Annotated in this window: 29 protein-coding genes; 13 read left to right on the top strand and 16 right to left on the bottom strand. The window is 71.7% G+C overall.

What is annotated here, in order from left to right; all coding sequences use genetic code 11:
* Nucleotides 1-26: 26 nt before the first annotated feature.
* Nucleotides 27-239 (top strand): hypothetical protein, encoded by a 213-nt coding sequence (locus tag ACAX67_RS05625; protein ID WP_370702831.1) that lies wholly within the window; start codon nucleotides 27-29, stop codon nucleotides 237-239.
* Here ACAX67_RS05625 and ACAX67_RS05620 read toward each other — a convergent pair whose 3' ends face one another.
* The 3 genes from ACAX67_RS05620 to ACAX67_RS05610 form a co-directional block, all read right to left on the bottom strand.
* Complete coding sequence (locus ACAX67_RS05620) at nucleotides 240-1061, bottom strand: hypothetical protein (RefSeq protein WP_370702830.1); 822 nt, start codon at nucleotides 1059-1061, stop codon at nucleotides 240-242.
* Complete coding sequence (locus ACAX67_RS05615; RefSeq protein ID WP_370702829.1) at nucleotides 1061-1627, bottom strand: RNA polymerase sigma factor; 567 nt, start codon at nucleotides 1625-1627, stop codon at nucleotides 1061-1063. Before ACAX67_RS05615 ends, ACAX67_RS05620 begins: the two co-directional genes overlap by 1 nt.
* An 83-nt stretch (nucleotides 1628-1710) precedes the next feature.
* Nucleotides 1711-2304: a TetR/AcrR family transcriptional regulator gene (locus tag ACAX67_RS05610; RefSeq protein WP_370702828.1), complete on the bottom strand. Its 594-nt coding sequence runs from the start codon at nucleotides 2302-2304 to the stop codon at nucleotides 1711-1713.
* Nucleotides 2305-2352: 48 nt separating this feature from the next.
* Between ACAX67_RS05610 and ACAX67_RS05605 the strand changes: the two genes are divergently transcribed.
* Nucleotides 2353-3882, top strand: a complete 1530-nt coding sequence (locus tag ACAX67_RS05605) for a flavin-containing monooxygenase (RefSeq protein ID WP_370702827.1) — start codon at nucleotides 2353-2355, stop codon at nucleotides 3880-3882.
* On the top strand, nucleotides 3879-4721 hold the full coding sequence (locus ACAX67_RS05600; protein ID WP_370702826.1) for an SDR family NAD(P)-dependent oxidoreductase: 843 nt from the start codon (nucleotides 3879-3881) through the stop codon (nucleotides 4719-4721). Before ACAX67_RS05605 ends, ACAX67_RS05600 begins: the two co-directional genes overlap by 4 nt.
* Nucleotides 4722-4724: 3 nt before the next feature.
* On the opposite strand, the gene ACAX67_RS05595 is transcribed toward ACAX67_RS05600, so the two are convergent.
* A complete protein-coding gene (locus ACAX67_RS05595; protein WP_370702825.1) occupies nucleotides 4725-6071 on the bottom strand; it encodes a threonine/serine exporter family protein in 1347 nt (448 codons plus the stop codon).
* A gap of 38 nt (nucleotides 6072-6109) precedes the next feature.
* Here ACAX67_RS05595 and ACAX67_RS05590 point away from each other — a divergent pair, with 38 nt between their 5' ends.
* A complete protein-coding gene (locus ACAX67_RS05590; protein ID WP_370702824.1) occupies nucleotides 6110-6619 on the top strand; it encodes a DUF402 domain-containing protein in 510 nt (169 codons plus the stop codon).
* A gap of 312 nt (nucleotides 6620-6931) precedes the next feature.
* Here the strand turns inward: ACAX67_RS05590 and ACAX67_RS05585 are convergent, their stop codons facing one another.
* From ACAX67_RS05585 to ACAX67_RS05570, 4 genes are all read right to left on the bottom strand, one after another.
* Nucleotides 6932-7312, bottom strand: a complete 381-nt coding sequence (locus ACAX67_RS05585) for a hypothetical protein (RefSeq protein ID WP_370702823.1) — start codon at nucleotides 7310-7312, stop codon at nucleotides 6932-6934.
* Nucleotides 7309-8526 carry a fatty acid desaturase family protein gene (locus tag ACAX67_RS05580; protein ID WP_370702822.1) on the bottom strand — a complete coding sequence of 406 codons (1218 nt, stop codon included), beginning with the start codon at nucleotides 8524-8526 and terminating at the stop codon, nucleotides 7309-7311. Before ACAX67_RS05580 ends, ACAX67_RS05585 begins: the two co-directional genes overlap by 4 nt.
* A gap of 24 nt (nucleotides 8527-8550) precedes the next feature.
* Nucleotides 8551-9624, bottom strand: a complete 1074-nt coding sequence (locus ACAX67_RS05575) for a ferredoxin reductase (RefSeq protein ID WP_370702821.1) — start codon at nucleotides 9622-9624, stop codon at nucleotides 8551-8553.
* A gap of 74 nt (nucleotides 9625-9698) precedes the next feature.
* Nucleotides 9699-10796: an FUSC family protein gene (locus tag ACAX67_RS05570; protein ID WP_370702820.1), complete on the bottom strand. Its 1098-nt coding sequence runs from the start codon at nucleotides 10794-10796 to the stop codon at nucleotides 9699-9701.
* Nucleotides 10797-10829: 33 nt separating this feature from the next.
* Between ACAX67_RS05570 and ACAX67_RS05565 the strand changes: the two genes are divergently transcribed.
* Entirely contained in the window at nucleotides 10830-11957 is a 1128-nt protein-coding gene (locus ACAX67_RS05565; RefSeq protein ID WP_370702819.1) for a glutamate--cysteine ligase, read from the top strand.
* A gap of 81 nt (nucleotides 11958-12038) precedes the next feature.
* Here ACAX67_RS05565 and ACAX67_RS05560 read toward each other — a convergent pair whose 3' ends face one another.
* The 4 genes from ACAX67_RS05560 to ACAX67_RS05545 form a co-directional block, all read right to left on the bottom strand.
* On the bottom strand, nucleotides 12039-13193 hold the full coding sequence (locus ACAX67_RS05560; RefSeq protein WP_370702818.1) for a DNA polymerase IV: 1155 nt from the start codon (nucleotides 13191-13193) through the stop codon (nucleotides 12039-12041).
* 19 nt (nucleotides 13194-13212) lie between these two features.
* A complete protein-coding gene (locus tag ACAX67_RS05555; RefSeq protein ID WP_370702817.1) occupies nucleotides 13213-13563 on the bottom strand; it encodes a hypothetical protein in 351 nt (116 codons plus the stop codon).
* A 143-nt stretch (nucleotides 13564-13706) separates the two neighbouring features.
* The gene (locus ACAX67_RS05550; RefSeq protein ID WP_370702816.1) at nucleotides 13707-14879 is read right to left on the bottom strand and encodes an FG-GAP repeat domain-containing protein; all 1173 of its coding nucleotides are present in this window, start codon (nucleotides 14877-14879) and stop codon (nucleotides 13707-13709) included.
* Nucleotides 14880-15097: 218 nt separating this feature from the next.
* Complete coding sequence (locus ACAX67_RS05545) at nucleotides 15098-16396, bottom strand: FG-GAP repeat domain-containing protein (protein WP_370702815.1); 1299 nt, start codon at nucleotides 16394-16396, stop codon at nucleotides 15098-15100.
* Between the two features lie 142 nt (nucleotides 16397-16538).
* Between ACAX67_RS05545 and ACAX67_RS05540 the strand changes: the two genes are divergently transcribed.
* A complete protein-coding gene (locus ACAX67_RS05540) occupies nucleotides 16539-17975 on the top strand; it encodes a WS/DGAT/MGAT family O-acyltransferase (protein WP_370702814.1) in 1437 nt (478 codons plus the stop codon).
* A 42-nt stretch (nucleotides 17976-18017) separates the two neighbouring features.
* On the opposite strand, the gene ACAX67_RS05535 is transcribed toward ACAX67_RS05540, so the two are convergent.
* The gene (locus ACAX67_RS05535; protein WP_370702813.1) at nucleotides 18018-19163 is read right to left on the bottom strand and encodes a site-specific DNA-methyltransferase; all 1146 of its coding nucleotides are present in this window, start codon (nucleotides 19161-19163) and stop codon (nucleotides 18018-18020) included.
* A gap of 108 nt (nucleotides 19164-19271) precedes the next feature.
* On the opposite strand from ACAX67_RS05535, the gene ACAX67_RS05530 reads away from it, so the two are divergent.
* Nucleotides 19272-20540, top strand: a complete 1269-nt coding sequence (locus ACAX67_RS05530; RefSeq protein WP_370702812.1) for a phosphodiester glycosidase family protein — start codon at nucleotides 19272-19274, stop codon at nucleotides 20538-20540.
* On the opposite strand, the gene ACAX67_RS05525 is transcribed toward ACAX67_RS05530, so the two are convergent.
* On the bottom strand, nucleotides 20537-21007 hold the full coding sequence (locus ACAX67_RS05525) for a hypothetical protein (protein WP_370702811.1): 471 nt from the start codon (nucleotides 21005-21007) through the stop codon (nucleotides 20537-20539). The two genes, ACAX67_RS05530 and ACAX67_RS05525, sit on opposite strands and share 4 nt — an antisense overlap.
* A 55-nt stretch (nucleotides 21008-21062) precedes the next feature.
* On the opposite strand from ACAX67_RS05525, the gene ACAX67_RS05520 reads away from it, so the two are divergent.
* The gene (locus tag ACAX67_RS05520; RefSeq protein WP_370702810.1) at nucleotides 21063-21650 is read left to right on the top strand and encodes a mismatch-specific DNA-glycosylase; all 588 of its coding nucleotides are present in this window, start codon (nucleotides 21063-21065) and stop codon (nucleotides 21648-21650) included.
* 44 nt (nucleotides 21651-21694) lie between these two features.
* A complete protein-coding gene (locus ACAX67_RS05515) occupies nucleotides 21695-22114 on the top strand; it encodes a hypothetical protein (protein ID WP_370702809.1) in 420 nt (139 codons plus the stop codon).
* Here ACAX67_RS05515 and ACAX67_RS05510 read toward each other — a convergent pair whose 3' ends face one another.
* Nucleotides 22115-22858 carry a carbohydrate kinase family protein gene (locus ACAX67_RS05510; protein WP_370702808.1) on the bottom strand — a complete coding sequence of 248 codons (744 nt, stop codon included), beginning with the start codon at nucleotides 22856-22858 and terminating at the stop codon, nucleotides 22115-22117.
* 166 nt (nucleotides 22859-23024) lie between these two features.
* On the opposite strand from ACAX67_RS05510, the gene ACAX67_RS05505 reads away from it, so the two are divergent.
* From ACAX67_RS05505 to ACAX67_RS05495, 3 genes are all read left to right on the top strand, one after another.
* Entirely contained in the window at nucleotides 23025-23393 is a 369-nt protein-coding gene (locus ACAX67_RS05505) for a hypothetical protein (RefSeq protein WP_370702807.1), read from the top strand.
* A gap of 10 nt (nucleotides 23394-23403) precedes the next feature.
* Nucleotides 23404-23898, top strand: coding sequence for a hypothetical protein (locus ACAX67_RS05500; RefSeq protein WP_370702806.1), 495 nt, complete (start codon nucleotides 23404-23406; stop codon nucleotides 23896-23898).
* 369 nt (nucleotides 23899-24267) lie between these two features.
* Complete coding sequence (locus ACAX67_RS05495) at nucleotides 24268-24600, top strand: WhiB family transcriptional regulator (protein WP_370702805.1); 333 nt, start codon at nucleotides 24268-24270, stop codon at nucleotides 24598-24600.
* Between the two features lie 48 nt (nucleotides 24601-24648).
* On the opposite strand, the gene ACAX67_RS05490 is transcribed toward ACAX67_RS05495, so the two are convergent.
* Nucleotides 24649-25416, bottom strand: coding sequence for a methyltransferase domain-containing protein (locus ACAX67_RS05490; RefSeq protein ID WP_370702804.1), 768 nt, complete (start codon nucleotides 25414-25416; stop codon nucleotides 24649-24651).
* A 150-nt stretch (nucleotides 25417-25566) separates the two neighbouring features.
* On the opposite strand from ACAX67_RS05490, the gene ACAX67_RS05485 reads away from it, so the two are divergent.
* Nucleotides 25567-26853 carry an MFS transporter gene (locus ACAX67_RS05485; RefSeq protein ID WP_370702803.1) on the top strand — a complete coding sequence of 429 codons (1287 nt, stop codon included), beginning with the start codon at nucleotides 25567-25569 and terminating at the stop codon, nucleotides 26851-26853.
* The last annotated feature ends 24 nt before the right edge of the window (nucleotides 26854-26877 follow it).

The following is a 26877-nucleotide window of genomic DNA, read 5'->3' as shown; positions in this document are numbered from 1 at the left end:
TCCTCGCGGAGCGTGCAGGAGGAGACATGCGAAGAGGTAGTGGCATCGGCGGCATCATCGTCGCGATCTGGCTCATCATCGGGCTGGTCGCGGCCTTCCAACGCGGCTACTTCAGTGGTGACCGCGACGTCAGCTGCCGCACGTTCGCGGACACGGCACTGACCGTCGTCGCCGGCCCCCTGAACTACGTGGGCGTGAACCCGAAGGTCGAGTGCAAGACCCCGAAGCCCTCGAAGTAGTCACGACGCGGGCAGCGCGAGGTCCGGGTCGGCCGCGGTCGCGACCAGGTCGTCGACCGAGACGTCGAGGTCGCTGACGGGCGTCAGCGAGTTGTTGCCGAACAACGGGTCGGCGATGATCCCGACGACGAGACCGTCGGCGCGGGTCACGAGCACCGCCGTCCGGCCGCCGTCGCGCGCCACCTCGGCCCTCGTGACGCCGGGCAGGCCGGACGGGACCGGCTCCCACCCGTCGAGGCTCATCGCCACCTGGCTGCCGTGCGCGGACCGGTTGACCTCGACCTGGACCATGCCCTCGCCGTCCTCGCCCGCGACGGTCCACCCGAGCTTCGTGCCCAGCGAGGAGACGCCGCAGCGGATGGAGCCGCCCATCTGCACTCCGCTCACGTCGCGCTGCAGGTGCTGCCCCGCAGGATCGAGGTGCCGGGCGACGATGTCGCGGTAGGAGGCGAGCACCGGCGCGATCGCGGGGTCCTCCCAGACCGGCTGGCGCGCGTGACGGCGCAGCGACCTCTCGAGCTGCGCCGTGGTGATGTCGCCGCAGTCCGTCGTCGACGTGGCCGACGGCGCCACCGACGGCGTCGCTTCCCCGCTGCCGGCCACCTCCAGCGAACGCTCCGAGCGCGGGGGCGCCGGGTCGTTCGCGGCCCGGCTGACGGCGTACCCACCGCCGACGAGCCCGGCGACCACGGCCGCCGCGGCGGCGGGCACCAGCCAGCGGCGGCGGTGCTCGTGACCGGAGCCGATCGATGTCATCAGCTCGACGCGGCGCCGGGCGCGCACGTCGTCGGGGAGCGGTCGGTCGGGGATCTGCTGGTCCATCACTCGGGCCTCTCGTCGTCGGGGCGCATCAGCTCGGCGAGCCGGGCGCGGGATCGCGACAACCGGCTGCGCACGGTGCCGACGGGGACGCCGAGCAGCTCGGCGGCCTGTTGGTAGGTGAGCCCGTCCCACGCGACGAGCATCAGGATCTGGCGGTCGCGCTCGCCCAGGAGCGCGACGGCGTGGAGGAGGTCGGCCATCCGGCGCTCGTCGTCCACGCGGGCGGCGACGCGGTCAGCGGGGTCCGCGACGCTCGCGTCGCCGTCGACGGCGTGCAGCTTGGCACGGAGCGCGACCTGCCGACGCTGGCCGCGCAGGCTGTTGCGGCACACGTTGGCCGCGACGCCGTAGAGCCACGGCAGCAGCTCGCCGCCGTACGTCTCCACGCGCCTGCGGACCCGCCACACCTCGAGGAAGACCGCCGCCATCGCGTCCTCGGCGAGCGACCACGACGCCGTGCGGCGGAAGCAGAAGCCGTAGATCCGGTCGGCGTAGCGGTCGTAGATCTCCCCCATCGCCTCCGGGTCGCCCGATCGCAGCCGACCGGCGAGGTCGTCGTCGGTCACCTGCCCACTCTCGCTGATCCCGAGCCGGGTCGCCTCCATGCCCCTTCATGTCCGGCACCCGCCAGCGGGTTCCCTCGCGAGTCTCAGGCGAGCGTGGCCACGATCGCCGGCAGCGCGTCGGTGACCAGCTGCACGAGCTGGTCGCGCGACACCCCGGTGGGGTCGTCGCACCAGGTGAGCACCGCGTCCTCGACGAACGCGACCCAGCCCCGCACGGCGAGTCGGGTGAGGGGCGTGTCCTGGATGAAGGTCTCGGCGCCGGCGGTCTCGAACGTCCGGTCGATCATCTCCGCACGCGCCCGCTCGTAGATGCCGCGCACGGCGTCGTTGCCACCGGCGGCCGCCCGGACCAGCGAGCGGTAGCCCGCGTGGTTGGCGATGACGTAGTCGACGTACGCCGCGAGCGACGCGAGCAGCTGCGCGATGGGGTCGTCCCCCTCGGGCGGCGCCGTCTGCGCGACCAGGTCGTCGGCGGCACGCTGGATCACCGCCTCGTGGAAGCCCTGCTTGCTGCCGAAGTAGTGGTAGAGCAGCCCGCGCGAGACGCCGGCCTCCTCGCTGAGGCGGTCGATCGAGATCTCCTCGATCGTGTGGCCCGCGAAGAGCTCGAGACCGAGCTCAAGCAGCTGCTCGCGGCGCTCCTCGGGCGTGAGGCGGGTCCGGGTGGTGGCGGTCACAACGCCACTCTATTGACGAAAGTTCAATAGCGCCAATACCGTCGTGCCATGCCCAAGAAGAGCCGACCCTCTCCCGAGCCGATCCTCGTCGACCACCTCGTCGTCGGCGCCGGGTTCGCCGGCCTGGCCGCCGCCATCAAGCTGCAGGAGGCCGGCGAGCGCGACTTCGTCGTGATCGAGAAGGACAGCGACGTCGGCGGCACCTGGCACATCAACACCTACCCGGGCGCGGAGTGCGACGTCCCCAGCCAGCTCTACAGCTACTCCTTCGCGCTCAACCCCGACTGGTCGAAGGTCTACTCCCCCCAGCAGGAGATCTGGGAGTACACCCGCAAGGTCGCCGAGGACGCGCAGGTGCTCGACCGCTTCGTCTTCGACACCGCCGTCCTCGACGCGCGGTGGGATGCGAGCGCGCAGCGGTGGCAGGTCAGCACGACCGGCGGGCAGTACGCCGCCCGCACGATCATCTCCGGCTCCGGCGGCCTCTCCGAGCCGCGCCTGCCCGAGATCGACGGGATCGACGGCTTCCAGGGCGAGATCTTCCACTCGGCGCGGTGGAACCACGACGTCGACCTCGCGGGCAAGCGGGTCGCGGTCATCGGCACGGGCGCCTCGGCGGTCCAGCTCGTCCCCGAGCTTCAGAAGATCGTCGGCCACCTCGGCCACGTCGACGTCTACCAGCGCACGCCGAACTGGATCATCCCCCGCAACGAGCGCCGCTTCACCGCGCTCGAGAAGGCCGCCTTCCGCCGGGTCCCCGGCCTGCAGCGGGCGGCGCGCGCCGCCGTCTACGCCCAGCTCGAGGGCCGTGCGCCGGCCTTCACCCGCTTCCCGCAGCTGCTCCAGGTCGTCGAGCGCCAGTGCCGGAAGAACATCGCGAAGGCGATCTCCGACCCCGAGCTGGTCGCCAAGGTCACCCCCGACTACCGCGCCGGCTGCAAGCGGATCCTGATCTCGAACGCCTGGTACCCCGCGCTCGCCGCCGACAACGTCGACCTCGTCACCGACCCGATCGCCAAGGTCACCGGCAACGCCGTGGTCACGGCCGACGGCCAGGAGCGGGAGATCGACGTGCTCGTCGTCGCGACCGGCTTCTACGTCACCGAGCCGCCGATCGCCCAGCACATCACCGGACGCGAGGGCCGCACCCTGGCCGACGTGTGGGGCGAGGCGGGCATGGCGGCGTACAAGGGCACCACCATGCACGGCTTCCCCAACCTGTTCCAGCTCGTCGGCCCCAACACCGCCCTGGGTCACTCCTCGATGATCTTCATCATCGAGTCGCAGGTGCGCTACGTCGTCGAGGCCGCCCGCGCCATGCGCCGCGAGGGCCTGGGCGCGATCGAGCCGACCGCCGAGGCGCAGGCCGCGTGGACCGCCGAGGTCCAGGAGCGGATGAAGCCGACCGTGTGGACGACCGGGGGCTGCGCGAGCTGGTACCTCGACAAGTTCGGCAACAACACCACGCTCTGGCCCGGACAGACTTTTACGTTCCGCCGCCATCTGTCAAAGTTCGACGCTGAGGCGTACGACGTCGCCGCGCTCTCCACCCCTGTTGCCGAGGAGGCACTCGCATGAAGTCCCTGAAGGACAAGGTCGTCGTCATCACCGGTGCGGGTTCGGGCATCGGCCGCGCGGTCGCGCTCAACCTCGCCGGGCAGGGCTCGCGGCTCGCCCTCTCCGACGTCGACGAGTCCGGCCTGGCCGAGACCGTCGCGCTCGCCGAGAAGGCCGGGTCGCCCGAGGTCCGCGGCGACCGGCTCGACGTCGCCGACCGTGCGGCCTTCGAGGCGTACGCCGACGCGGTGGTCGGGCAGTTCGGCAAGGTCAACGTCGTCGTCAACAACGCCGGCGTCGCGCTGGCCGGCGACTTCGTCGACCTGGAGATGAAGGACATCGACTGGATCATCGGCGTCAACTTCTGGGGCGTCGTGCACGGCTCGAAGTTCTTCCTGCCGCACCTGATCGAGTCCGGTGACGGCCACCTGGTCAACATCTCCTCGCTCTTCGGCCTGGTCTCGATGCCCGGCCAGAGCATGTACAACGCGTCGAAGTACGCCGTGCGCGGGATGACCGAGGCGATCCGCGAGGAGATGCTCGTGGCGGGGCACAAGGTAGGCGTCACCGCCGTCCACCCCGGCGGCATCAAGACCGCGATCGCGCGCAACGCCCGGGTCTCCGAGCACGAGGACAAGGCCGCCACGGCCAAGCTGTTCGACGAGAAGCTCGCGCGGATGACGCCCGAGCGCGCCGCCGAGATCATCGTCAAGGGCATCAGGAAGAACCAGGCCCGGGTGCTCGTCGGTCTCGACGCGCACGCGATCCACACCTTCGGCAAGCTCGCGGGCTCCCGCTACCAGGACGTCATCGCGTTCGGGTCCAAGCGGGTGCTGCCGAAGAAGGCCACGATCGTCTGAGGCTCAATCGGCGGGCGGCGCCTCGTGGCGCCGCCGGCGGACCCGGGTCACGCCGACCAGGCGGGGGCCGGCGAGCCGGCCCTCGACGCGTCGCGCCTCGCGCTTGACGGGCTGGGCGACGTACTCACCCAGGATCACGCCGGCCGCGAGGGCGATCGCCACCGAGGCGGCGGTCACCATCGCGAGGAGGCCGTTGGCGACGAACCCGCGCTCGGCCTCACCGAGCAGCGCGAGCCCACGGTAGATCGACAGCCCGGGCAGCATCGGCACCACCGCGGGCACGACCACGACCAGCGGAGGCACCCGCATCCGGCCCGCGATCGTGTAGCTCACCAGTCCGACCACGAACGCCGCGAGGCCGGTCGCCCACGGGCTCCCGACGTCCTGCAGGTCGATGGTCTGGCTGATCGCCATGGCGACCGCGGCGAGGACGCCGAGCGGCGCCAGGATCCGCTTGGGGGCGTAGGAGGCGTAGGCGAAGGCCGAGGCGGCGATCCCCGCACCGACCGCGGCGACGCTCACCGACGTCAGGTCGAACCTGGCCGGCTCCAGGGCCGGGAGCTGGAAGCGGATCGCCGACGCCAGGCTGATGCCGCCGCTGACGCCGGCGATGATGCCGGCCGTCGCGAGGATCGCCTCCAGGATCCGAGCCCCGCCGGTCACGTAGAACCCGGACAGGGCGTCCTGGATCGCGCCCATGAAGCCGATGCCCGCCAGCAGCATCACGATGTTGGCGGTCACCACCAAGGACGCGTCGACCGGCACGACCGACTCGAAGGACCGGGTGACCACCGCCGCGAGCACGGTGGCGACCGCCCCGCCGGCGACCTGTTGGTAGAAGAACGGCAGCCGGCGGCGCGACATCGCGAGCTGGAGCCGCACGATCGCGACGGCGGCGACGAACGCGACCGCCGTCACCAGGGCGTCGCCGCCGAGCATGATCGCGATCCCGGCGCAGCTCACACCGGACCCCAGCGTGGCCGCCCAGCGCGGCCGGGCGTGGCCAGAGCTCGCGATCCGCGCGATCTCGGCCCGCGCCTCCTTCAGCTCCATCCGGCCCGACACGACCTCGCGGACGAGGTGGTCGGTGCGGGTCAGGTCCTCGTAGTCGATCTCGCGCTGCGTCACCGAGCGGATCTGCACGATGGCCGGCTCGTCCGGCTCCGCCTGCGCGCTCATCGCCAGCTGGGTGAACGTCACGTCGACCACGGTGCGCCGCACGCCGAGCGCGCTCGCGAGGGCGCTCATCGTCGCGGTCACGTCGGCAGCACCGGCGCCGGAGGAGAGCAGCATCTCGCCGACGCGGAGGCAGAGGTCGAGTCGCTGGGTCAGCTCCCTCGCGTCGGCCATGCGCGCCATGCTGGCACGTCTCTGGTAGACAGCAGCACGTGACTCCCGGCCAGCCCATCCGCGTCGTGATGTCGAAGTGGGGCGACCGCCCGCACTGGGAGTACGACGGCCGCTACCTCGGCTCCGACGAGCACGGAGAGTGGCTCGGCTGCCCGCGCGGGACGTTCTACTCCCGGCCCGGGATGGAGTTCGTCGCGACCTTCTCCGCGGTGACCCTCGTTCCCGCCGGCGGCGCCGCGCACCTGGCCGGCTTCAACGACGAGCACGCGCAGGCGGCCATCTACGTCGACATGTCCACGCCTCCCGTCTGGGACGGCACCACCCTGCGCGCCGTCGACCTCGACCTCGACGTCATCAAGCGCCAGGACGGCACCATCCTCCTCGACGACGAGGACGAGTTCGCCGAGCACCAGATCGCCTTCAACTACCCGCCCGAGGTGGTCACGATGGCGGAGCGCTCCGCAGCCGACGTGCTCGCCGCCGTACGCGCAGCCACGCCGCCGTACGACGGCAGCCACCTGCCATGGCTCCGCTCCCTCCTCGAGTAGCCACCCGCCGGTCGAGGAGGTCGCGCCAGCGACCGTCACGAGACCCGCGCACCCGCTGGTCGAGGAGGTCGCGCCAGCGACCGTCACGAGACCCGCGCACCCGCTGGTCGAGGAGGTCGCGCCAGCGACCGTCACGAGACCCCGCACACCCGCTGGTCGAGGAGGTCGCGCTAGCGACCGTCACGAGACCCCGCATTCGGACTACTCGACAAATGCAGCGCGCCCGCTGGTCGAGGAGGTCGCGCTAGCGACCGTCACGAGACCCCGCAACGTACCCACCCACCCCAGGCCCGCGACCCTGGTCAGCTCGGACTACTCGACCACCGAGGGCGCGTCGAGGAGGGAGTTCGGCTGGAAGGTCGGGCGGCGGTCGACGTCCTCCTTCGCGGGGCGGACGAACTCGAAGCCGGCCGTCGCGACGACCTGCCAGTCCGCGTCGGCGCCCGGGTCGCGCTGCAGCGCCTCGGCGCACTCCGCGTGGAGCGGCGGGGTGTGGAACGCGTTGCGGCCCACCTCCTCGGGCGTCCCGACGAAGACGATCGGCCGGCCGAGCGACTCGGCGCACACACCGCAGATGCGGCTGAGCGCGCACTGGGTCACCCGGCGACCGACCAGCTCGCCCAGACCGCCCTCGGGGGACGGGTCCCAGGCGAACGGGCCGGTCATGCCGTGCGGCGTCTGCATCGCGCTCATCCGCGTGCCTCGGAGTGCGAGCGGGACCACCCTCCGAGCTCCGTGCGGCGCGAGGGGCGCTCCTCGTCGGACTTGCGCCGGCGGTCGTGCGGCGGCGTCGGCGCCTCGGGCTGGTCGCTCTTCGTCATCTTGTTCGGCAGCGAGAGCTTCATGATCGTGCGCAACGCCTGGCCGTACTGGCGGTAGAGCGGACCGGTCGTGTACGGGATGTCGTACTTGGCGGCGAGCTCCCGCACTCGCTCGGAGATCTCCGGGTAACGGTTGCTCGGCAGGTCGGGGAAGATGTGGTGCTCGATCTGATAGCCCAGGCTGCCGGAGATGATGTGCAGCAACCGGCTCCCCTCGAAGTTGGCGGAGCCGAGGATCTGCCGCAGGTACCACTCCGAGCGCGACTCGTCCTCGATCTCCTCCTCGGTGAAGTGCACCGCACCGTCGGGGAAGTGGCCGCAGAAGATGATCATGTAGGACCACAGGTTGCGCATGATGTTGGCCGTGACGTTGGCCGTCAGCACCGACCTCCACTGCTTGCCCGCGAGCGCCGGGTAGACGACGTAGTCCTTGAGGACCTGGTTGCGGCCCTTGCGGAAGATCTGCTTGAGCTGCCGCTTCATCTCCTTCGGATCCTTCTCGCCCTTGCGGATCCGCTCGATGTCGAGGTCGTGCAGCGCCACCCCCCACTCGAAGAGGGTCGCGAGCAGGCTGTTGTAGATCGGCTGCCCGAGGTTGTACGGCGACCACTTCTGCTCGCGCGCCATCCGGAGGATGCCGTAGCCGATGTCGTTGTCGTAGCCGAGGACGTTGGTGAACTGGTGGTGGATGTAGTTGTGCGAGTGCTTCCACTGCTCGGCCGGCTGCGCGGTGTCCCACTCCCAGTTGGAGGAGTGGATCTCGGGATCGTTCATCCAGTCCCACTGGCCGTGCATGACGTTGTGGCCGATCTCCATGTTCTCGAGGATCTTGCCCATCCCGAGCAGACCGGCGCCCAGCACCCAGGCGGGCTTGCGGGTCTCCTTGAGCTGGGTGCCCGCGATCAGCGTGACCCGGCCGGCGGCCATGAGCGCACGCTGGATCTTGATCATGCGGTTGATGTAGGCCGCGTCGGACGCGCCGCGCGACTCCTCGATCTCCTTGCGGAGCGCGTCGAGCTCGCGCCCGATCTGCTCCACCTCGTCGTCGGTCAGGTGGGTGTACTCCCGGACGTCCGAGATCGCCATGTGTTCTCTCCTGTCGTTGTGGAGTCAGATGTCGAGCGTGCACTCGCCGACAGCGGCGGTCACGCAGGTCTGGACGGGCTCGTTGGGGCTGCCGTACTCGTCGCCGTTGCGCAGGTCGCGCACCTTGCCCTTGATCAAGGTCAGCGTGCAGGTGTGGCAGATGCCCATCCGGCAGCCGTAGGGCATGCCGATCCCGGCCTCCTCGCCGGCCTCGAGCACGGTCGTCGCACCGTCGGCCTCGACGGTCTTGCCGGAGTTCTGGAACGTGATGGTGCCCCCCTCGCCACCCTCACCGCCGAGCTCGAGCGAGAACCGCTCGAGGTGCAGCTTCTCCTCGAGGTCCTGCTCCTTGAAGTGCTCGGTGATGGCGTCGAGCATCGGACCCGGCCCGCACGCGTAGGTCTCGCGCTCCCGCCAGTCGGGGCAGATGTTGTCGAGGTCGCTCATCTCGAGCATGCCGTCGGTGTCGGTGTGCAGCCGGTGCACGGTGAGGCCGTCGTGCTTCTGCTCGAGCTCGTCGAGCTCCTCGCGGAAGATCATCCGGTCCTCGGTCGGGGAGGAGTAGTGCATGACCACGTCAGGCATCGAGCCGCGGCGGTCGAGTGTCCGCAGCATCGCCATCACCGGAGTCACACCGCTGCCGCCGACCAGGAACAGCATCTGCTGGGGCGGCGGGTCGGGCAGCACGAAGTCGCCCTCGGGGAGCGCGAGCCGCACGATCGTGCCGGGCTCGAGGCCGCTGACCAGGTGGCTCGACAGCTTCCCTTCGGGCATCGCGCGGACGGTGATCGAGATGGTGCCCCTCGACCGCTCGGGCGGCGAGCTGACCGAGTAGGAGCGCCACTGGAAGCGGCCCTCCACCTGGACACCGATGCCGACGTACTGACCGGGGCGGTGGTCGTAGTGCCAGCCCCAGCCCGGCCGGATCACCAGCGTGGCCGCGTCCTCGGTCTCAGGGATGACCTTCTCGATCCTGCCGCGGAGCTCGCGAGAGCTCCACAGGGGATTGAGCAGTCGCAGGTAGTCGTCGGGAAGGAGCGGCGTCGTGAGCTTGGACGCACCCTGCCGCACCCGTTCCCACGGGATCGTGGTCGCCATGCCAACTAAGAGAACAAGCGTTCACTGACAAGGTCAAGACGGATGTTCTTGATCTGGTCGGGTAGTGCTGCTCGTCACCGTTGCGGCGGCGGCAACGCGTCCGTCGCTTCGAGCTGGCCCATGCCGGTGACGAGCAGCAGGTCGACCACGATCGAGCGCAGCTGGGCGAGGATCGCGTCACCGGACAGGGACTCGGCGCGCTCGACGAGGCCGGTCGCGTCGCCCACGGCGAGCACCGCCGGCCGGGCCTCGACGGCCATCCGGTCCTGGGCGAGCTCGTCGGCCACCGCCTCGACGGCGAGCGCGAGATCGGCGGTGAGGTCGGCGTACGACGACGGCACCGGCCGGTGTCGGTAGGCCGCTACGGCCGTCTGCCGGACGAGCACGCGGGTGCTGCGCAGGGCCCGGTCGAGCGGGTCGACGAGCTCGACCATCCGGCGGATGCCCTCGCGGTGCCGCACGCGGAACGGCGAGGAGGCGACCACGGACACGCCCTCCTCCGCCGCCGCCTGGAGCTCCCGGATCATCCGGTCGGTCGCCCGCGCGTCGGCGAGGAGGTCGAGCGCGGGGTCGGGCTCGCCGTCGACCATCATGTGGCTCGCCGCGCGCAGCAGCTCCGCGGTCTTGCGGGCGACCGCGGCCGCCTGCTCGCGCGGCCGCCGGAGCGGCGCCGCTGGCACGACGGTCGCCGCCACGAGGGCGACCGCACCCCCGACCAGCGCGTCGGTCCACCGGGTGAGGGCGGCGTCGGGATCGGGGACGAGCGTCGCCACGACGATCGACTGCACCGCCGCCTGGGTGACGAAGAGGATGCCCGCGTCGAGCAGCAGCGCGGCCGACATCGCGAGCGCCACGATGAACGCGAGCTGCCACGCCCCCGTGCCGATCCAGCGCACGAGCAGGTCGGCGATGAACACCCCGATGGCCACGCCGAACGCGACCTCGACGACGCGACGCAGTCGCTGACCGTACGACGTCCCGAGGGACACCACCGCGGCGATCGGCGCGAAGAACGGCGAGACGTGGCCGAGGACCTCCGTCGCGACCCACCACGCCACGCCGGCCGCGACCGCGCACTGCGCGACGGCGAATCCCTTGGAGCGCCAGCGCTGCACCCGCCCGCGCACCGACATCCGGCTGCGCGTCCACATCCGGTCCAGGGGCGTGTCCACGTCACCGATCGTGTCATGTGGAACGCTGGCCCCGTGCGGATCGACTTCCACGGATCTCCCGAGCCGACGCTGGGCGTGGAGTGGGAGTTCGCCCTCGTCGACCGCCGCACGCGCGACCTGCGCAACGAGGCCGCCCATCTCTTCGCCCGCGCGAAGGCGCGGATGCCGGACCCGGGTCGGCTCCACAAGGAGCTGCTCCGCAACACGGTCGAGGTGGTGACGAACGTGTGCCACACGGTGCCCGAGGCGATCGCCGACCTGCGGCAGACGCTGGAGTACGTCGTCCCCGCCTGTGACGAGCTCGACCTGGACCTCTTCGGCGGTGGCACCCATCCCTTCGCGTCGTGGACGGCGCAGCAGCTGACCGAGGGCCACCGCTACGAGGAGCTCATCAACCGCACCCAGTGGTGGGGCCGGCAGATGCTGATCTGGGGCGTGCACGTGCACGTCGGGATGCCCGCGCAGGAGCGGGTCCTGCCCGTGCTGTCGGCGCTCCTCAACTGGTATCCCCACCTCCAGGCCCTCTCCGCCTCCTCCCCCATCTGGGCCGGCGTCAACACCGGCTACGCGTCCAACCGGGCGCTGATGTTCCAGCAGCTGCCGACCGCGGGCCTGCCCTTCCAGTTCGAGCGCTGGGAGGAGTTCGAGGCCTTCGTCCACGACCAGAAGGTCACCGGCGTGATCGAGGAGCTCACCGAGATCCGTTGGGACGTGCGCCCCGCGGTCGCCCACGGGACGCTGGAGAACCGCATCTGCGACGGCGTCTCGACCCTCACCGAGATGGGCGCCCTCGTCGCCCTCATGCACTGCCTGGTCGTCTGGCTCGACGAGCGCTGCGCCGCCGGCGAGCAGCTCCCCACGATGCCGCCGTGGCACGTCCAGGAGAACAAGTGGCGTGCCGCCCGGTACGGCGTCGACGCCATCGTCATCCTCGACGCCGCCTCCAACGAGCGGCTGGTCACCGACGACCTCGCCGACCTCGTCGTCCGGCTCGAGCCCGTCGCCGAGCGCCTCGGCTGCTCCGCCGAGCTCGCCTCGGTGCTCGAGATCCCCCGCCGGGGGGCGTCGTACCAACGCCAGCGCGCGGTCGCCGAGCGGACCGACGGCGACCTGGTCGCGGTCGTGGACTCGGTCGTCCAGGAGCTCCGCGCCTCGCTCTAGATCCCTGGCAGAGATAGGGGTCTGCACGGTCGCCACCGGCCGCTGCAACGTCGGTCAGAGCAACGTGCCGCGCGACGTCGGCTAGGGCGGGGTCATCTCGAACCGGACACCGAGCAGCCGGACGGCACGGTCCTTCTCGACGCGGTCGAGGAGGGCGACGGCCTCCCGGGCGAGCAGGTCGGGGTCCGCGCTCGGCTCCTTCAGCTTGTGGCTCCGGGTGAACGTGAAGAACGGACGGAAGCGGATCTTCAGCTCGACCCGCACCGCCGGCCGACCGGCCTCCGCGATGTCGAGGACCACCCGCCGGGCGATGCGGTCGACCTCGCGCTCGACGTCGGCCCAGTCGGTGAGGTCCTCCTGGAAGGTCTCCTCCCGGCCGTGCCCGCGCGGGACGTACGGCGTCGGGTCGACCTCGTCCGAGGCCACGCCGCGGCCGAGGCGCCGCAGCCACGGGCCGGTGGTCGGGCCGAGGTGGGCGGCGAGCTGCTCCGGGTCCGCGCGCGCCAGGTCCTCGACGGTCTCGACCCCGAGCGCGGCCAGCCGGGCGGCGATCTTCTTCCCGATGCCCCACAGCGCGGTCGTCGGACGGGTGCCCATCTCGTCGTACCAGGTCTCGTCGCTGATCGTGTAGGTGCCGAGCCCGCGCTCCTGGCCGCCCGGGCCCGACTCCTCGCCGATCCCCGAGCCGGCCTCCCGGGCGAGCGCGCCCTCGACCCTGCGCTTGGCGAACCCCGTCGCGAGCTTGGCCTGGAGCTTGTTGGCGCCGATGCCGACCGCGCTGCGCAGGTCGGTCGACTCGAGGACCGCCGCCCGGATGCGCTCGGCGACCGCCACCGGGTCGTCGAGGTCACCGTGGCCCGGCGCCGCACCGACGAACGCCTCGTCCCAGCCGAGCACCTCGACCAGGACCGGCGCCCCGCCCCACTCCACGCGGCGGACGACCTCCATCACGCGGGCCGACGCCTCGTCGTAGGCGGCGGCGTCGTGCGGCAGGAAGACGGCCTCCACGCCCGCCTTGCGCATCCGCGACGCTGCCGTGCGCAACGGCATGCCGGAGCCGACGCCGAAGCGACGCGCCTCGTAGGAGGCCGTCGCGACGACCCCGCGCTCGGTGGGGTCGCCGCGACCGCCGACGATCACCGGCTGCCCGGCGAGCTCGGGGCGCCGCAGCACCTCGACCGCAGCGATGAACTGGTCGAGGTCGACGTGGAGCACCCACCGCGCCGGACCGGTCATGCGTCGATGGTGCCAGCCACTACCCCCGGAACCGGTAGTAGAGCGTCGTCTGCTTGAAGCCGTCGAGCGCGTGCGACCAGGCCCGCGCCCGAACCCGGCAGCGCACTCGCTGGATGCGCCGGTCGTACTCGTTGCACTCCGCGATCGTCTCGGAGTCGGTCGGGGGCGAGGTCCACGACCCGTCGTAGTGCTTGATGCTGAAGCCGTTGGCGGCGTCGCCGTCGACCTGGACGATCGTGCGGGCGGGCGGGACGTAGGGCTCGGGGTCGTGCGGGGTCGCGTGCGGCGACGACGCCCACGCGACGGCGCCACTTCCCGCGAGCAGGGCGGGCACCAGGGCGAGGAGCAACAGGCGGGCAAGACGGATCATCGGACCTCCCGAGAATCGCGCCGGACGAGTTCCGGCGACGGCAGGCACGCTAGGAGCGGTGCCCGACGGGAGGCCGGTCCGCGAGGTCCGCCTGTGGAGAGCGACCCGCACGCCACGGCCTGTGGACGGTTGCCGGTCACCCGCTACGCCGACGGGAAGTAGTCCACCTCGCAGTAGTCGGTCGGACAGTCCGGCAGGTCGGACCACTTCTGCGGGGCTGCCAGGCCGCCGCTGTCGTCCGCGCTCGCCACCCAGGCGCCGAAGAAGCTGTAGTCGTCGACGTCGACGCTGGTGAAGACCAGGTCGTCGCGCCGGTCGCCGTCGAGGTCGGCGACCGCCAGCGCGTCCATCACGCCGTCGCCGGAGATCGAGTAGTCGAGCGTCGCGCCCGTCGGTCGCAGCCCGTCGCCGTCGTACTCGTAGAGGACGAACGAGCTGTTGAGGTAGTCGTCGGCGACCAGGGTGTCCTTGCCGTCGCCGTCGAAGTCGCCGACGGCGTACTCCTGGTCGTAGAGCTGCGTGTCGACCGTCGTGATGCCGCCGCGCCCGAAGGTGTCGGGCTCCGCGAGCAGCGGCACGACCCCGAAGTCGCCGTACCAGTAGTAGTCGTCGAATTCGCCGGCAGCCAGCGGCTGGTCCGGTACGACGGCCAGCACGTCGTCACTGCCGTCGCCGTTGAAGTCGCCGGGGATCAGCACCGTCGAGCCGTAGGTGGCGTTGGGGAGGGAGGCCCACTTCTGCGGCGGGTCGAACCCGGCCCCGTTGTTGTGCAGCACCCAGACCGAGACCTGGCTGCGGTGCTGCTGCCCGTAGGCGGCCACGTCGACGAGCCCGTCGCCGTCGAAATCGCCGAAGACGGCGTTGACCTGCTGCACCTTGAACCACAGCTCGAAGTCCTGCGCGAGCGCCGGGAGCGCGGTGTCGGGGACCTCGAGGCGCAGCGTGCCGCTGTCGTCGGTCCACGACCCGATGTCGTTGCTCCCGTCGCCGTCGAAGTCGGCCACGACGAGGTGCTCCTCCTCGGCGACGCCCTCACGCGCGACCTCGAACGACCCGTCCGCGTTGGTCAGTGTCAACCGTTGCTCGGAGTCGCCGTTGAAGCGGCCCAGCACGTCGCCGCGGCCGTCGCCGTCGAGGTCGCCCCGGACCGCCTGCCCGGCCCCGTCGGTCGGGCCGGGAGAGCCGGTCGATCCCGAGGAGCCCTCGGTCCCGGTGGAGCCCGTCGTCCCACCGTCACCGCCCGCCGAGTCGTCACCGGACCAGGGCTGGACGACCAGCAACGCCGTGATCACGGCGACCACGACGACGACCGCCACCCCGAGCGCCACCCACAGCGCGAGCAGCCCGGACCGACGCGGCGGCGGAGGCGGACCGGGCGGCGGGGGCGGGAACGCCGGCCAGCCAGGTCCACCGGGCCCACCCGGTGCACCCGGTGCACCCGGCCCACCGGGTGCGCCCGGCCCACCAGGTCCGCCTGGATACCAACCCGGTGGCGTCGCCGAGCCTCCGCCAGTCGTCATGTCAGGTCCCTTCCTCAGTAACCGTTCTCGAAGTACAGGGTGCAGCCGCCTCCGCGACAGTGCGGCGTCGCTGCCCACCGGCCGTCCGGCCGGCCACGGCCGAGCCCCAGCACCCGGAAGCCGTCGTACGAACCCTCCCGCGCAGCGGTGTAGACGACCTCATCGGCGCCGTCGCCGTCGACGTCGGACACCATTGCGTCCACGACGTCGCCCGGCCCGCCGGCCGCCACGTCGTGACGCGGATCGCGCACGACACGGGTGCCACGCACGCGCAGCGACTGCGCCGCGAGGCCGTCGTCGCCGCCGAGGAGCAGGATCCGCGGCCGTCCGTCGCCGTCGAAGTCACCGACGACGGCGTCCGCGTCGTCCGCGAACGGCGTCGGTCGCTCGAGCGGACCCCTCACGAACCCCGAGCCCGACGACGCGAGCAGCGCGAAGCCGTGACGTACGGGCTGATGACGACGCGACGCGGACACGGGCACCCGCACCACCACGTCGTCGATCCCGTCACCGGTGAAGTCCGCGGGCAGCACCGTCGTCAGGGAGTACGTCGTCCCTCCCATCGCGCCCCACCGCTGCGGCGCGCCGAAGCGCCCGCCGGTGTTGCGCAGCACCCAGAGGGCGACGTGGGTCGGGTCGACCGCTCCGTAGGCGATCAGGTCGGCGACGCCGTCACCGTCGAAGTCCCCCGCCTTGAGCGTCGCGTAGGGCTGCCGCCGGTCGAGACGGAGCCTCAGGTCCTGCTCGCCGATCGCGAGATCGTCGGAGGTGAGCACCAGGGTCCCGTCGAGCCGGTAGGACCACGACACCTGGTCGAGACCGCCGTCGCCGTCGAAGTCGGCCCAGGTGCTGTCCGGGTACGACGTCAGCGGCTCCGCCTTCGGCGTGAACCCCTTCCCGTTGCTGGTCAGCAGCACCCGGGTGACCGCGCCCCGCACACCCACCACCGCGACGGCGTCGCCGAGCCCGTCACCGTCGAGGTCGGCGGTGACCGGGTCGTCCTGCGGGTCTGTCGGCCCACTCGGTGCCGTGGGCGCCGCCGAGGTCGTGGGCGGGGTGGTCGGGCTCGGGAGGCCCACCGAACTGGTGGGAGGCGGCGCGTCGGCCCCGTTCCCCCCTTCGACCATGCCGATCGGGTCGTCCTCCCACGGCTGGAGGACCACCACCGTCACGGCCGCTCCCAGGACGAGCACGACGAGCGCCGCGAGGCCGACCCACAGCCCCAGAAGGCCGCCGCGCGGAGGCGGGGGCGACGGCGGTGGCGGTGGCGCGACGGGCCGGGGCGGTGGCGCCGGCGGCCGAACGTTGCTCACGCGCGGCATCCTTCCACCGGACGCAGTACTTCATGCGCGCTCCCCCGGAGCGGCCCGTCGACGACCGTCCCCCGGGCGGTCCCTTGTGGCCGCGGGGTCCGCGCGGGAGGATCGGCGCCCAGGACCGACGAAAGGTGCCCCCGTGGTCTCAGTGCCGAAGCCCAGGCCGATCGATCCCGCGTCGGCGGCCTTCCTGCTCGCGGAGAGCCGGAACCAGCCGATGCACGTGGGTGGCCTCCAGCTCTACGAGAAGCCGGAGGACGCGGGCCCGGACTTCGTGCGCGAGCTCTACGAGGCGTCCATCAGCAGCGCCGATGAGGTCATGCCGCTCTTCCACAAGCACCCCCACCGGTCGGTGAAGACGGCCGGCCAGCTCTTCTGGCGCGAGGACGACCAGTTCGACATCGAGCACCACGTCCGGCACAACGCGCTCCCCAGCCCCGGCCGGGTCCGCGAGCTCCTCGACCTGTGCAGCCGCCTGCACAGCACCCGTCTCGACTGGGAGCGTCCGCTGTGGGAGGCGCACCTCATCGAGGGCCTCGCCGACGGCCGGGTCGCGATGTACACCAAGATCCACCACGGGCTCGTCGACGGCATCTCCGCGATGCGGTTGATGCAGAGCACCTTGTCCACCGATCCCGACGAGCGCGACATGGCGGCGCCGTGGGCCAAGCGGGCGATCCGCACGAGGCCGAGGCCGGAGTCGGACACCCCGGCGACCGACGCGGCGCGCACCCTGTCCGGCCTGCCCGCCGACGCGCTGCGCACCGCCCTCGGGGTCACCGCGGAGGCGGCGGGGATGCCCGGTGCGCTCATCAAGACGCTCTCGAAGGGCGTGCGCAACGAGACCTCCACACTGTCGCTCCACACGCCGCGCACGATGTTCAACCGCAACATCACCAGCGCGCGCCGGTTCGCCGCGCAGGACTGGCCGATCGAGCGCATCCGCGCCGTGGGCAAGTCCACGGGCGGCACCATCAACGACGTCGTGCTGGCCATGTGCGGCGGCGCGATCCGCACCTACCTGCTCGAGCACGACGCGCTCCCCGACACCCCGCTCGTCGCGATGGTGCCGATCGGGCTGAAGGCCAAGGAGTCGCACCTGCCCTCCGCCGACGGCGGCAACGCGGTCGGGGCCGTCATGGCGCGGCTCGGCACCGACCAGGCCGACCCCGCCGACCGGCTGAAGGCCGTGCGCAAGTCGATGAAGGACGGCAAGGACGCGCTAAAGTCGCTGACGCCGACCCAGATCCTCGCGATGAGCGCCATCGGCCAGGCCCCGGCGATCCTCGGCCCGGCACTGAAGATGCAGGGCATCATCCGGTCGCCGTACAACCTGATCATCAGCAACGTGCCCGGTCCCAAGACCACGCACTACTGGAACGGCGCCAAGCTCGTCGGCAACTACCCGCTGTCGATCCCGATCAACGGCATGGCGCTCAACATCACGTGCACCTCCTACGACGGCAACATGGGCTTCGGCATCACCGGCTGCCGCCGCACGGTCCCGCACCTGCAGCGCCTGCTCACCTTCCTCGACGACGAGCTCGCCGCGCTCGAGAAGGCCGCGGGAATCTGACGCCCCGTAGTTGTGAGAGTGACCCCTGGGTCACTCTCACAACTACGACTCGGTGAAGCCGCCGCCGATCCGCTCCGCCACCGCCCGCAGGCGAGCGCGGGTGACGTCGGCGACGGTGCGGTAGCCGGCGAGGTCGGCGTGGGACCCCGGCCGGACCGGCTCGGCGCTGTTGACCGACAAGCAGGTACGACGACCGCCGTCCGCCGCGTTCGCGAGGGCCACGGCGTGCCCGGTCGTGCCGCTGCCGGCGAAGAAGTCGAGCACCCGCGCGTCGTCGGGCATCGTCTCGAGGATCCTCCGCACCAGCCCGGTCGGCTTCGGCGACTCGAAGACCTTCCCGACCAGCTCCTTCAGCTCCGCGACGGCGGTGTCGGTCGAGCCGACCTCCTCCGCGAGCCAGATCGTCCGCAGCTTCTTGCGCCGCCCGCCGACGGGGTGGCGCCAGTCGCGCTGGAAGACGTCGACCCGGTCGCCCGCGACGCCCCGGACCCTGCGGCAGACCAGGTCGTCGGGACGCTCGTCGATGCGCGGTCGCGACCAGCGCCAGACCGCGGGTGAGCCGTCGCCGAAGACCGGCTTGATCTCGACCGCACCGTCGAACGGAGCAGTGCGCACGGCGCCGGTGTCGGGGTCGCCCCAGATCGCGAAGTGCAGCGTGGGCGCCGTCAGCGGGTTGAACTTCTTGTTGGTGTTGCGCAGGGGCAGGCGTCGGTAGCGGCGGCCGTCATCGGCCACCAGCGGGAAGTCGGCCTCGACGACGAGATCCGGGCTCGAGGCGTCGAGGGCACAGAGGCGCGCGTCCCTCGCATAGACGAGGAGGTACTCGTGAGAGGTCGCGAAGCCGTTGCCGAGCTGGCGGCCCTTGGGATTGAGGTTCACCACGACCTGCGCGAGGAAGCAGGCCTCCCCGAAGACCTCGTCGAGGAGCAGCCGGAGATGGGCCGCCTCCTTGTCGTCGATGCTCACGAAGATCGCGCCGGTGTCGGCCAGCACCCGCCGGGCCTCCTGCAGTCGCGGCCGCATCATCGTCACCCAGGCCGCATGGTCGGCGAACCGGTCGAGGTAGGCGAACGTGCTGCCGGTGTTGTAGGGCGGGTCGATGTAGACCAGGTCGACCGATGACGCGGGCAGGGTGCGGATCACGTCGAGGTTGTCGCCCTCGGCGAAGGTGTTCCACGGCTCCGGCACTCCGCCATCATCGCCGCTCCTCGGCCCGGCGGGCGGCAGGCCCGACCTGCCACGCCGATGGGCGCAGCCTCCCGGAGACCGGGGTTCGGCTTTCCTAACCTGGCAGACATGCTGCGCCGCTTCCCCGAAATTCTGGTGCTGTGCCTGCTGGCGACCGCCGGCGCCCTGGTGTTCGTCAAGAACGACGATCCGGCCGGGCCGCCTGCGGCAGAGCAGGCAGGCGCGACGTCCGTGCACGAGCTGGGCCCGAAGCCCGACCCGGACGACCCGCACACGTGGCAGACGTCCGACCAGGTCCCGGGTGAGATCGCCCCGCCGGTCGAGCCCGGCCAGCGAGCCCTGATCTCCCGCACGAAGCGGCTCGACTACTCCCCCGCCCCGGGGGTCACCATCACCGGCTGGGACGCGCGTACGCCGCGCGGGCCGGTGCGCTACTTCGTCACCCGCGTCAAGTGGCGCACCCCAGGGATCAGCGTCGACGTCGCCCACGGCACCCGCACCCGCCGTGTGCAGCCCGTGCCGGACATGCTGAGCAGCACCCCCGGCGTGATCGCCGGCACCAACGGCGACTTCTACGACATCAGTGACACCGGCGCACCGCTGGGCATCGGCCGCGACCGCAACGGCCTGCTCCTCAACGCCCTCGACTCCGGCTGGAACAACGCGATCTCCCAGAACACCGAGGGCAAGTGGCACGTCGGCGAGCTGCCGATGGTCGCCGAGGTCGTCGGACATCCCGAGATCGACGTCACCAACTACAACTCCGCGCGCGTGAAGGTCGACGGCACCGGCATCTACGACTGGCGCTTCGGCCGCTCGGCCGGCTGGGGCTGGACCGACCTGCAGACCCGCAACGTGCGTTGGGTTCGGGTCGTCGACCACGAGGTCGTGGCGACAGGCACCACCCTGCCCAACCGGACCCGCATCCAGGGCACCCTCATCGTCGCCCGCGGTGCGCTGCCCTCACGCCGACTCGCGGAGCTCACGGTGGGCTCGACGGTCCGGGTGCGCCGCCACCTCGACGGCGAGGTGCGGATGGCGCTCACCGGCAACTCGCTGCTGTTGAAGAAGCGCCAGCCGACGGTGAGCGACGACGGTGAGATGCACCCGCGTACGGCGGTCGGCGTCGACCGCGACACCAAGGAGATCATCATCCTGGTCGTCGACGGCCGGCAGACCTTCAGCCGTGGCTACACCATGCTCGAGCTGGCCAACATGATGAAGCGCCTCGGCGCCGAGGACGCGCTCAACCTCGACGGGGGCGGCTCGACCACCCTCGCCGCGCAGAAGCGCGGGCACCTGAAGGTCATCAACACCCCGTCCGACGGCTTCCTGAGGTCGGTGCCCAACGGGCTCGTGGTGAGCTACAACCCCTAGGCCGGCAGGTCGACGACCGCGACGCTGGTGACGGCGGCGTAGCACTCGGGGTGCGGGCTCGCGACCTTGCCGGGCGTGACGACGTACTGCCCGTCGACCTCCTCGACCGTCGCCGACGGCGGGACGTCGCAGGAGACGTCGATGACGACTGCCCCGAGCACCCGGCCCTCCGCGGGTGGGTGGGCCCGGATCGCGGCCCGGACGTCGTGGGCGAAGACCGGTGACCGGAACTGGTGGAGGAAGTCACGCTGCGCCTCAGCGGTGTCGAGGACGGTGATCGAGCGACCGACGGCGCCCCCGGCCGCGCTGCCGCCGACGATCGCGACGACCTCGGCGCCGCCGGCGGTCGTTGACGACGACGACGTGCCGGTCGCCGGGTCCGACGCGCTCTCGTCCGCGTCGCCGTCGCAGCCCGCGAGCGCGGTGAGGACACCGAGGAGGACCAGCGATCCGAGAAGAGGCTTCATGGTGGTTGGGACGGTAGCGCGCGGTGCGCGGTTCCGTCCCGGGCAGGATGGGGCGGTGCGCCGTACCTTCTCCCGGGCCGAGCTCGACTCCTTCCGCGACGCGGTCGTGCCCGACCTGCTGCCGACCTCGCCCGACCAGGAGCTGCGGCTGCTGTTCGTCGGCATCAACCCGGGCCTCTGGACCGCGGCCACCCAGACCCACTTCGCGCACCCCGGCAACCGCTTCTACCCCGCCCTGCTCCAGGGCGGGGTGATCCTCGAGCCCATCGACCCCGCGGCCGGGATGACCGATGCCGACCGCGACGCGCTGCGGGCCCGCGGCATCGGGATCACCAACCTGGCCCCCCGCGCGACGGCGAAGGCCTCCGAGCTGACCAGGGCGGAGCTCGAGGCGGGCGGCACGGCACTCCGTGCCCTCGTCGAGCGACTGCGGCCGCGCGTCGTCGCGGTGGCCGGCATCACCGCCTACCGCACGGCGTTCGGTCGTCCCAAGGCCGTCATGGGACGGCAGCCCGAGCCCCTCGGACCCGCCGAGCTGTGGGTGGTGCCGAACCCGAGCGGCCTCAACGCGCACGAGACCGTCGCCAGCCTGGCGAGGGCGTACGGCGACGTGGCCCGTGCCGCCGGCGTTGTGGACAACTGATCCACCCCCTCCCGCCGTGGTCGCGCGGAGCGCAGGGTGGCGCCATGACCGACGCACCGATCACCACCCAGAGCGACCTCGAGCAGACGTGGCGTGCGATGATGGAGCCGCTGGGCTTCACGCGCACCAGCCTGTGGGTCGTGTTCCTCCATCCCGACGGCCGTCCGCACAAGACCCTCATCGAGGTCCCTGCACCGTCGCGGATGGTGGCTCCGGACCCGTCCGCGCCGGAACTGCAGGACCTCCTCGAGGAGTGGACGACCGACCAGGTGCCGGGTGGTCGGGTCGCCTTCCTGCGGACGCGCCCGGGGCGCGGCGGCCTCGACCGCACCGACCGGCTGTGGGCGGCCGCGCTCTACACCGCGGCGCGGCTGGCCGGTGTGCCGTGCGAGGTGGTGCACGCGGCGAACGACGAGCGGCTGTTGCCGGTCCCGCTCGACGAGCTGGACGCGCTCAGCGCCTGATCAGGTGCACGGGAGACCGTTGCAGGTGCGCTCGAGCTCCTTGCCGTCCTTGTCGTAGGTGACCTGCACCGACCGTCCGAAGTCGTCGCTCGCCGACGCCCGGAACCACGCCTGGCCGTCCTCGGGCCTGTCCAGGAAGACGTAGCAGTCGTCCTTCTTGGCCTCCTCGGCCAGGTCGAGCACCGGGTCGCACATCCCGTCGATGACCTCGGGGTCGATGTCCTCGAGGTCGAAGGTCGGCTCGGTCGACGTGCCCCGGGTCCACTCCTCCAGGTCGTGGCCGCGCCAGGTGTAGCTGATCTGCCGGTCGTCACCGGGGTCGTCGGTGTAGGGCATGTAGACGATGATGTAGTCGGTGTAGAAGTTGACCTCCTGCACCACCGTCGTGCCCTTCTCCTCCTCGAGCTTGTCGATGAGGGCCGCGAAGTCGTCGGGGTCCTTGGCGTCGATCCCACCGAACCCGATCCCGTCGCCGACCGCCGAGAAGATCGCCGCGACACCCGCGATGCCCGCGCCGATCAGCGCCACGGCGATCGCCACGACCAGCAGCCGCGGGGCGACCGACCGCGACCTGGCCACGACCGGTGGGACGCCCGACCCGGGGGCGCGCGCGGCGCCGTACGGCACGTGCGGGCCCGACCCGTAGGGCACGTGGGGCGGTGGGGTGTCGGCAGGCTCGGGATCAGGCGTGGGGTCGCTCTTGTAGACGCGCCACTCGTCAGGGGGATCGGGCTGATCGGCCATGGTGCGCACGGTAGGGCAACCGCCGGGTCGTCGACCATGACCCGATCGGATGATCGGCGTTTGAGACCGGTTTGAGACGGCGGCGCCGGACGCGCGCCGGCCGGGCGTCCTACGTTCGCCTGCGGAGGGCAGATCAGTGGTCGCGCTGCGGCCGGAAGGAGACGTCATGGGTTTCTTCAGCAAGGCCAAGGACGCACTCGGCGGCCAGGCCGCCCAGGCCGGTCAGCCTGGGATGGTGCACGTCCAGGGCGCCGGCCCGATCGACCCGGCGATCATGGGCGGTCCGTCGACCCGCTCCGTCGCCGAGAACGACCCGATCTGGGAACCCATCAACGGCGTCTCCCTCCAGGACTACGCCAACTGGGCGCGGGAGGCCCAGACCCGCGGGGTCAACGACGAGGCCGGCCTGATCACGATCGCCGGCGAGGGGGGCGTGTCCGCTGCCGACGCCAAGGCCGCGCTCGACGGCTGGGTGGCCCGGATGGGCCAGTCGATGGCGGTGGGCCAGCAGTTCCGCAAGTTCCTCGGCTACTGAGGTCCGCGCCATGGGGATCTTCGGCGACTGGCAGCGGATGTACCGCGCCAACCAGCAGCAGCTCCAGCAACAGGGAAAGCCATCGACGTTCTTCGGCCAGCTCGCCGACATCCCCAACCAGATGCGCGAGGCGGCCGACAACACCGACCTCGGCCTGCGGATGTCGCGGCACCTCCAGCTGACCAACGGCGAGGGCCTGCCGGGCACGGCGACGGTCACCGCCTCGCAACAGGTCGGCTCCTACGCCGGCATGTCCCCGGTGGTGCGGGTGACCGCGCGCGTCGAGCGCGCCGACGGCTACGAGCCGTACGTCGTGACCTGCGACCACGTCGTCGCCGCGATGAACCTCGGGCGGCTCCAGCCCGGCGGCCTGCTCGGCGTGATGGTCGACCCGCTGAACCCCACCGACTTCGCGATCGACTGGATCCGGACCGGCCAGCTGAGCCCGCCGCCCCCGGGGTCGGTGCCCGGGCCCGGAGCCCCCGGCGCCAGCCGCGAGATCTGAGCCCGTAAAGCGTTGGCCCCGGAGGGATCCGGGGTCCTACCCTGGTGGTCACGCGAGGGCCGTCCTCGCGCGCACAGGCAAGGAGCACGACGTGGGCAGCTGTCGCACCCTCATCGACACGAACCGCAGCGCGGTCCGTGCGACGGGTGCTGCCCACCGGTACCCCTTGTTCAACGGCTCCCCGCTCCCGACGTCCTCGCGCAGGACCGAGGGTCAGGAGCCGCTCACGCTGGAGCCGCCCGGCTAGGTGCACGTGCACCGGCCACGGGCCGCTCCAGCGCTGACGCGCGGGGAGCGGCCTTTCGCATTTTTCGCGCACCCACCCATCCCCACCCACCACATCGCCGACGACACAAGGAGGTGAAGGCGATGACGAAGCGGAAGATCCTGGCCCACGAGGACCGGTTCGACACCAAGGGCGTGACGGTCGCCTTCAGCGCGCCGACGCCGCACGACCCGACGATCGTGTGGGCCTGCGCGGACCACCCCGACCCCGACCTCTTCCACCCGACCGACGAGGCGGGTCTCGCCGCTGCCGTGGCGGTCTGTGCGGCCTGCCCGGTGCGCGAGCTGTGCCTCGAGCTCGGCCTCCGGCGCGACGAGTACGGCGTCTGGGGCGGTGTCCTGCTCGACAACGGCAAGCCGCAGGCCGGTGTGCCGCGGCGGGGCCGGCCTCCGAAGAAGGTCGACACCGCCGCGTGACGGGTGACCCGCGCGGCCGTCGTGCGACGGCGCCCCACAGCGGCGCCGTCACACGATGCCGGTGGCGGTCCAGGCACTCGCCCGGACCGTCATCGGCCCGTCGCCGTACTCCTCACGGAGCGCAGCGACCAGGCCGGCCCGCTCGATCTGGTTGAGCCCCAGGTAGTAGGCACCGGCCGGGCCGACGGCCATCGTGAACGGCGTCCACCACTCCTCGAAGGTGGCGAACTCCAGGCTCACCGTCAGCAGGCTCTCCTCGACCTCGCGCACGCCAGCCCCGGTGAAGATCTCCGTGAGGCCGCCCTCCCAGGAGCCGGGGAGCCGTCCTTCGCCCTCGGCCCCGGGGTCGTGCCGGTGGACGACCTTCCAGAACGGCGAGAGGGCGCCGCGCTCGTTGGCGTGGTCCCACACGCACGCCGACACCCGACCACCGGGAGCGGTCACGCGCGCCATCTCGCGCACACCCTGCACCGGGTCGCCCATGAAGTGCACGACCAGCTGAGCCAGTGCCGCGCCGAAGACGTCGTCGGCGAAGGGCAGCTCCTCGGCGCGCGCCAGGCGCACGTCGGCCGCCGGGAAGGCCGCTGCGGTGGCCGCCATGAAGGCCTCCATCGGCTCCACCGCGCTCACCGCGGCCTCGCCGCACCGCTTGGCCAGCACCGCGGTCAGCATGCCGGGGCCGCAGCCCACGTCGAGGACCCGCGCGTCCAGGTCCACACCGGCCAGCCCCACGTCGGCGAACTGCTCGGCGAGGGGCGCGGAGAAGCGGCCCATGAACTGCACATAGGCATCCGCAGCCACGTCGAAGTACGCCATGCGGCGATGGTGGCACCCGGTGGCTGCGCTGGGAATGGCACGTTCAGATCAGGCCATCCGTAGCCAGACGTGGCCACGCGCCGGGCGGTCCGGAGTAGTCACCCTGAGACCGCGCAGGTCCCGGCGGTCCCGACCGGTACGTTCGATCGCGTGCCCACCCCCCGCCGCGCCTGGTTGATCTGGGGCGTCGGGCTCGCCGTCTACGTCACGGCGGTCTTCCACCGGACCAGCCTCGCCGTCGCCGGCCTGGCCGCGACCGAGCGGTTCGACCTCTCCGCCAGCCAGCTCGCGGCGTTCACCATGCTCCAGCTCCTCGTGTACGCCGGCATGCAGATCCCCGTCGGACTGCTGGTCGACCGCTTCGGACCGCGCACGGTGCTGACCGCGGGCGTGGTCACGATCAGCCTGGCGCAGGCCGGCTTCGCCCTCGCCACGACCTACCCGGAGGCGCTCGCGGCACGTGTCTTCGTGGGACTGGGCGACGCGATGACCTTCATCTGCGTCCTTCGGCTGGTCAGCACCTGGTTCGCCGCCCGCCAGATCCCACTCCTGACCCAGCTCACGGGCAGCATGGGCCAGATCGGGTCGATCGCCGCCGCCGTACCGATGACCTGGGCGCTCTCCGAGCTCGGCTGGACCAGGGCGTACCTGATCTCCGCCGCGGTCGGGCCGGTGCTGCTCGCCGCGCTGCTGCTCTTCGTGCGCGACACCCCCGAGCAGCGCCACCACCGCGGCCACCCGATGTCACGCCTCACGCTGCTCTCCAGCCTGGGCGCGTCGTGGGCGCAGCCGGGCACGCGGCTCGGCTTCTGGGTGCACTTCACGACGCCGTTCAGCGCCAGCGTGCTGGTCATGTTGTGGGGCTACCCGTTCCTCGTGCTGAGCGAGGGTGTCTCGAAGACGGTCGCGGGCGCGCTGCTCAGCGTGATCGTGGTGGCGGTCGTCGCCTCCGGGCCGGTCCTGGGCTGGCTGGTCGGCAACCACCCGTGGCACCGCTCGACGATCGCCCTCTCCACGGTCGCGGCGATGATCGTCGCCTGGACCGCCGTGCTCGCTTGGCCCGGCGACGCCCCGCTGTGGCTGCTCGTGGTCCTCGTCGTGACGTGCGGCTGCGGCGGCCCTGCTTCGATGATCGCGTTCGACGTCGCGCGCACCTCCAACCCGCCCGACCGGATGGCCAGCGCGAGCGGCATCATCAACGTCGGCGGGTTCGTCGCCGCCCTGATCGCCGTCTTCGCGATCGGCTTCGTGCTCGACCTGATGACGCCGGGCTCGTCGGACGACTACACCGACGGCGCGTTCCGCGTGGCGATGAGCACGCAGTACCTGGTCTGGGGTCTGGGCATCGTCCAGATCTGGCGCTACCGCTCGATCGTGCGCCGCACGGTCGGTCGCGAGACGGTCGAGGCCGGCTCGACGATGCTGCCGCTCCCCTGATCGCCACTCCCCTGACCGCTGCTC

The organism is Nocardioides candidus (genome assembly GCF_041321175.1).
Classification (GTDB): domain Bacteria; phylum Actinomycetota; class Actinomycetes; order Propionibacteriales; family Nocardioidaceae; genus Nocardioides.
This window is presented reverse-complemented; position numbering and strand designations above follow the sequence as displayed.

Bases quoted from the DNA above. Each gene is read 5' to 3' on its own strand.
- ACAX67_RS05495 (WP_370702805.1), top strand. From the start codon at position 24,268: ATGACGAAGCGGAAGATCCTGGCCCACGAGGACCGGTTCGACACCAAG.
- ACAX67_RS05600 (WP_370702826.1), top strand. From the start codon at position 3,879: ATGAAGTCCCTGAAGGACAAGGTCGTCGTCATCACCGGTGCGGGTTCG.
- ACAX67_RS05510 (WP_370702808.1), bottom strand. From the start codon at position 22,858: ATGGCCGATCAGCCCGATCCCCCTGACGAGTGGCGCGTCTACAAGAGC.
- ACAX67_RS05560 (WP_370702818.1), bottom strand. From the start codon at position 13,193: ATGACCGGTCCGGCGCGGTGGGTGCTCCACGTCGACCTCGACCAGTTC.
- ACAX67_RS05620 (WP_370702830.1), bottom strand. From the start codon at position 1,061: ATGGACCAGCAGATCCCCGACCGACCGCTCCCCGACGACGTGCGCGCC.
- ACAX67_RS05500 (WP_370702806.1), top strand. From the start codon at position 23,404: ATGGGGATCTTCGGCGACTGGCAGCGGATGTACCGCGCCAACCAGCAG.
- ACAX67_RS05515 (WP_370702809.1), top strand. From the start codon at position 21,695: ATGACCGACGCACCGATCACCACCCAGAGCGACCTCGAGCAGACGTGG.
- ACAX67_RS05505 (WP_370702807.1), top strand. From the start codon at position 23,025: ATGGGTTTCTTCAGCAAGGCCAAGGACGCACTCGGCGGCCAGGCCGCC.
- ACAX67_RS05580 (WP_370702822.1), bottom strand. From the start codon at position 8,526: ATGGCGATCTCGGACGTCCGGGAGTACACCCACCTGACCGACGACGAG.
- ACAX67_RS05605 (WP_370702827.1), top strand. From the start codon at position 2,353: ATGCCCAAGAAGAGCCGACCCTCTCCCGAGCCGATCCTCGTCGACCAC.
- ACAX67_RS05525 (WP_370702811.1), bottom strand. From the start codon at position 21,007: ATGAAGCCTCTTCTCGGATCGCTGGTCCTCCTCGGTGTCCTCACCGCG.
- ACAX67_RS05595 (WP_370702825.1), bottom strand. From the start codon at position 6,071: ATGGCCGACGCGAGGGAGCTGACCCAGCGACTCGACCTCTGCCTCCGC.
- ACAX67_RS05575 (WP_370702821.1), bottom strand. From the start codon at position 9,624: ATGGCGACCACGATCCCGTGGGAACGGGTGCGGCAGGGTGCGTCCAAG.
- ACAX67_RS05585 (WP_370702823.1), bottom strand. From the start codon at position 7,312: ATGAGCGCGATGCAGACGCCGCACGGCATGACCGGCCCGTTCGCCTGG.
- ACAX67_RS05490 (WP_370702804.1), bottom strand. From the start codon at position 25,416: ATGGCGTACTTCGACGTGGCTGCGGATGCCTATGTGCAGTTCATGGGC.
- ACAX67_RS05555 (WP_370702817.1), bottom strand. From the start codon at position 13,563: ATGATCCGTCTTGCCCGCCTGTTGCTCCTCGCCCTGGTGCCCGCCCTG.
- ACAX67_RS05625 (WP_370702831.1), top strand. From the start codon at position 27: ATGCGAAGAGGTAGTGGCATCGGCGGCATCATCGTCGCGATCTGGCTC.
- ACAX67_RS05530 (WP_370702812.1), top strand. From the start codon at position 19,272: ATGCTGCGCCGCTTCCCCGAAATTCTGGTGCTGTGCCTGCTGGCGACC.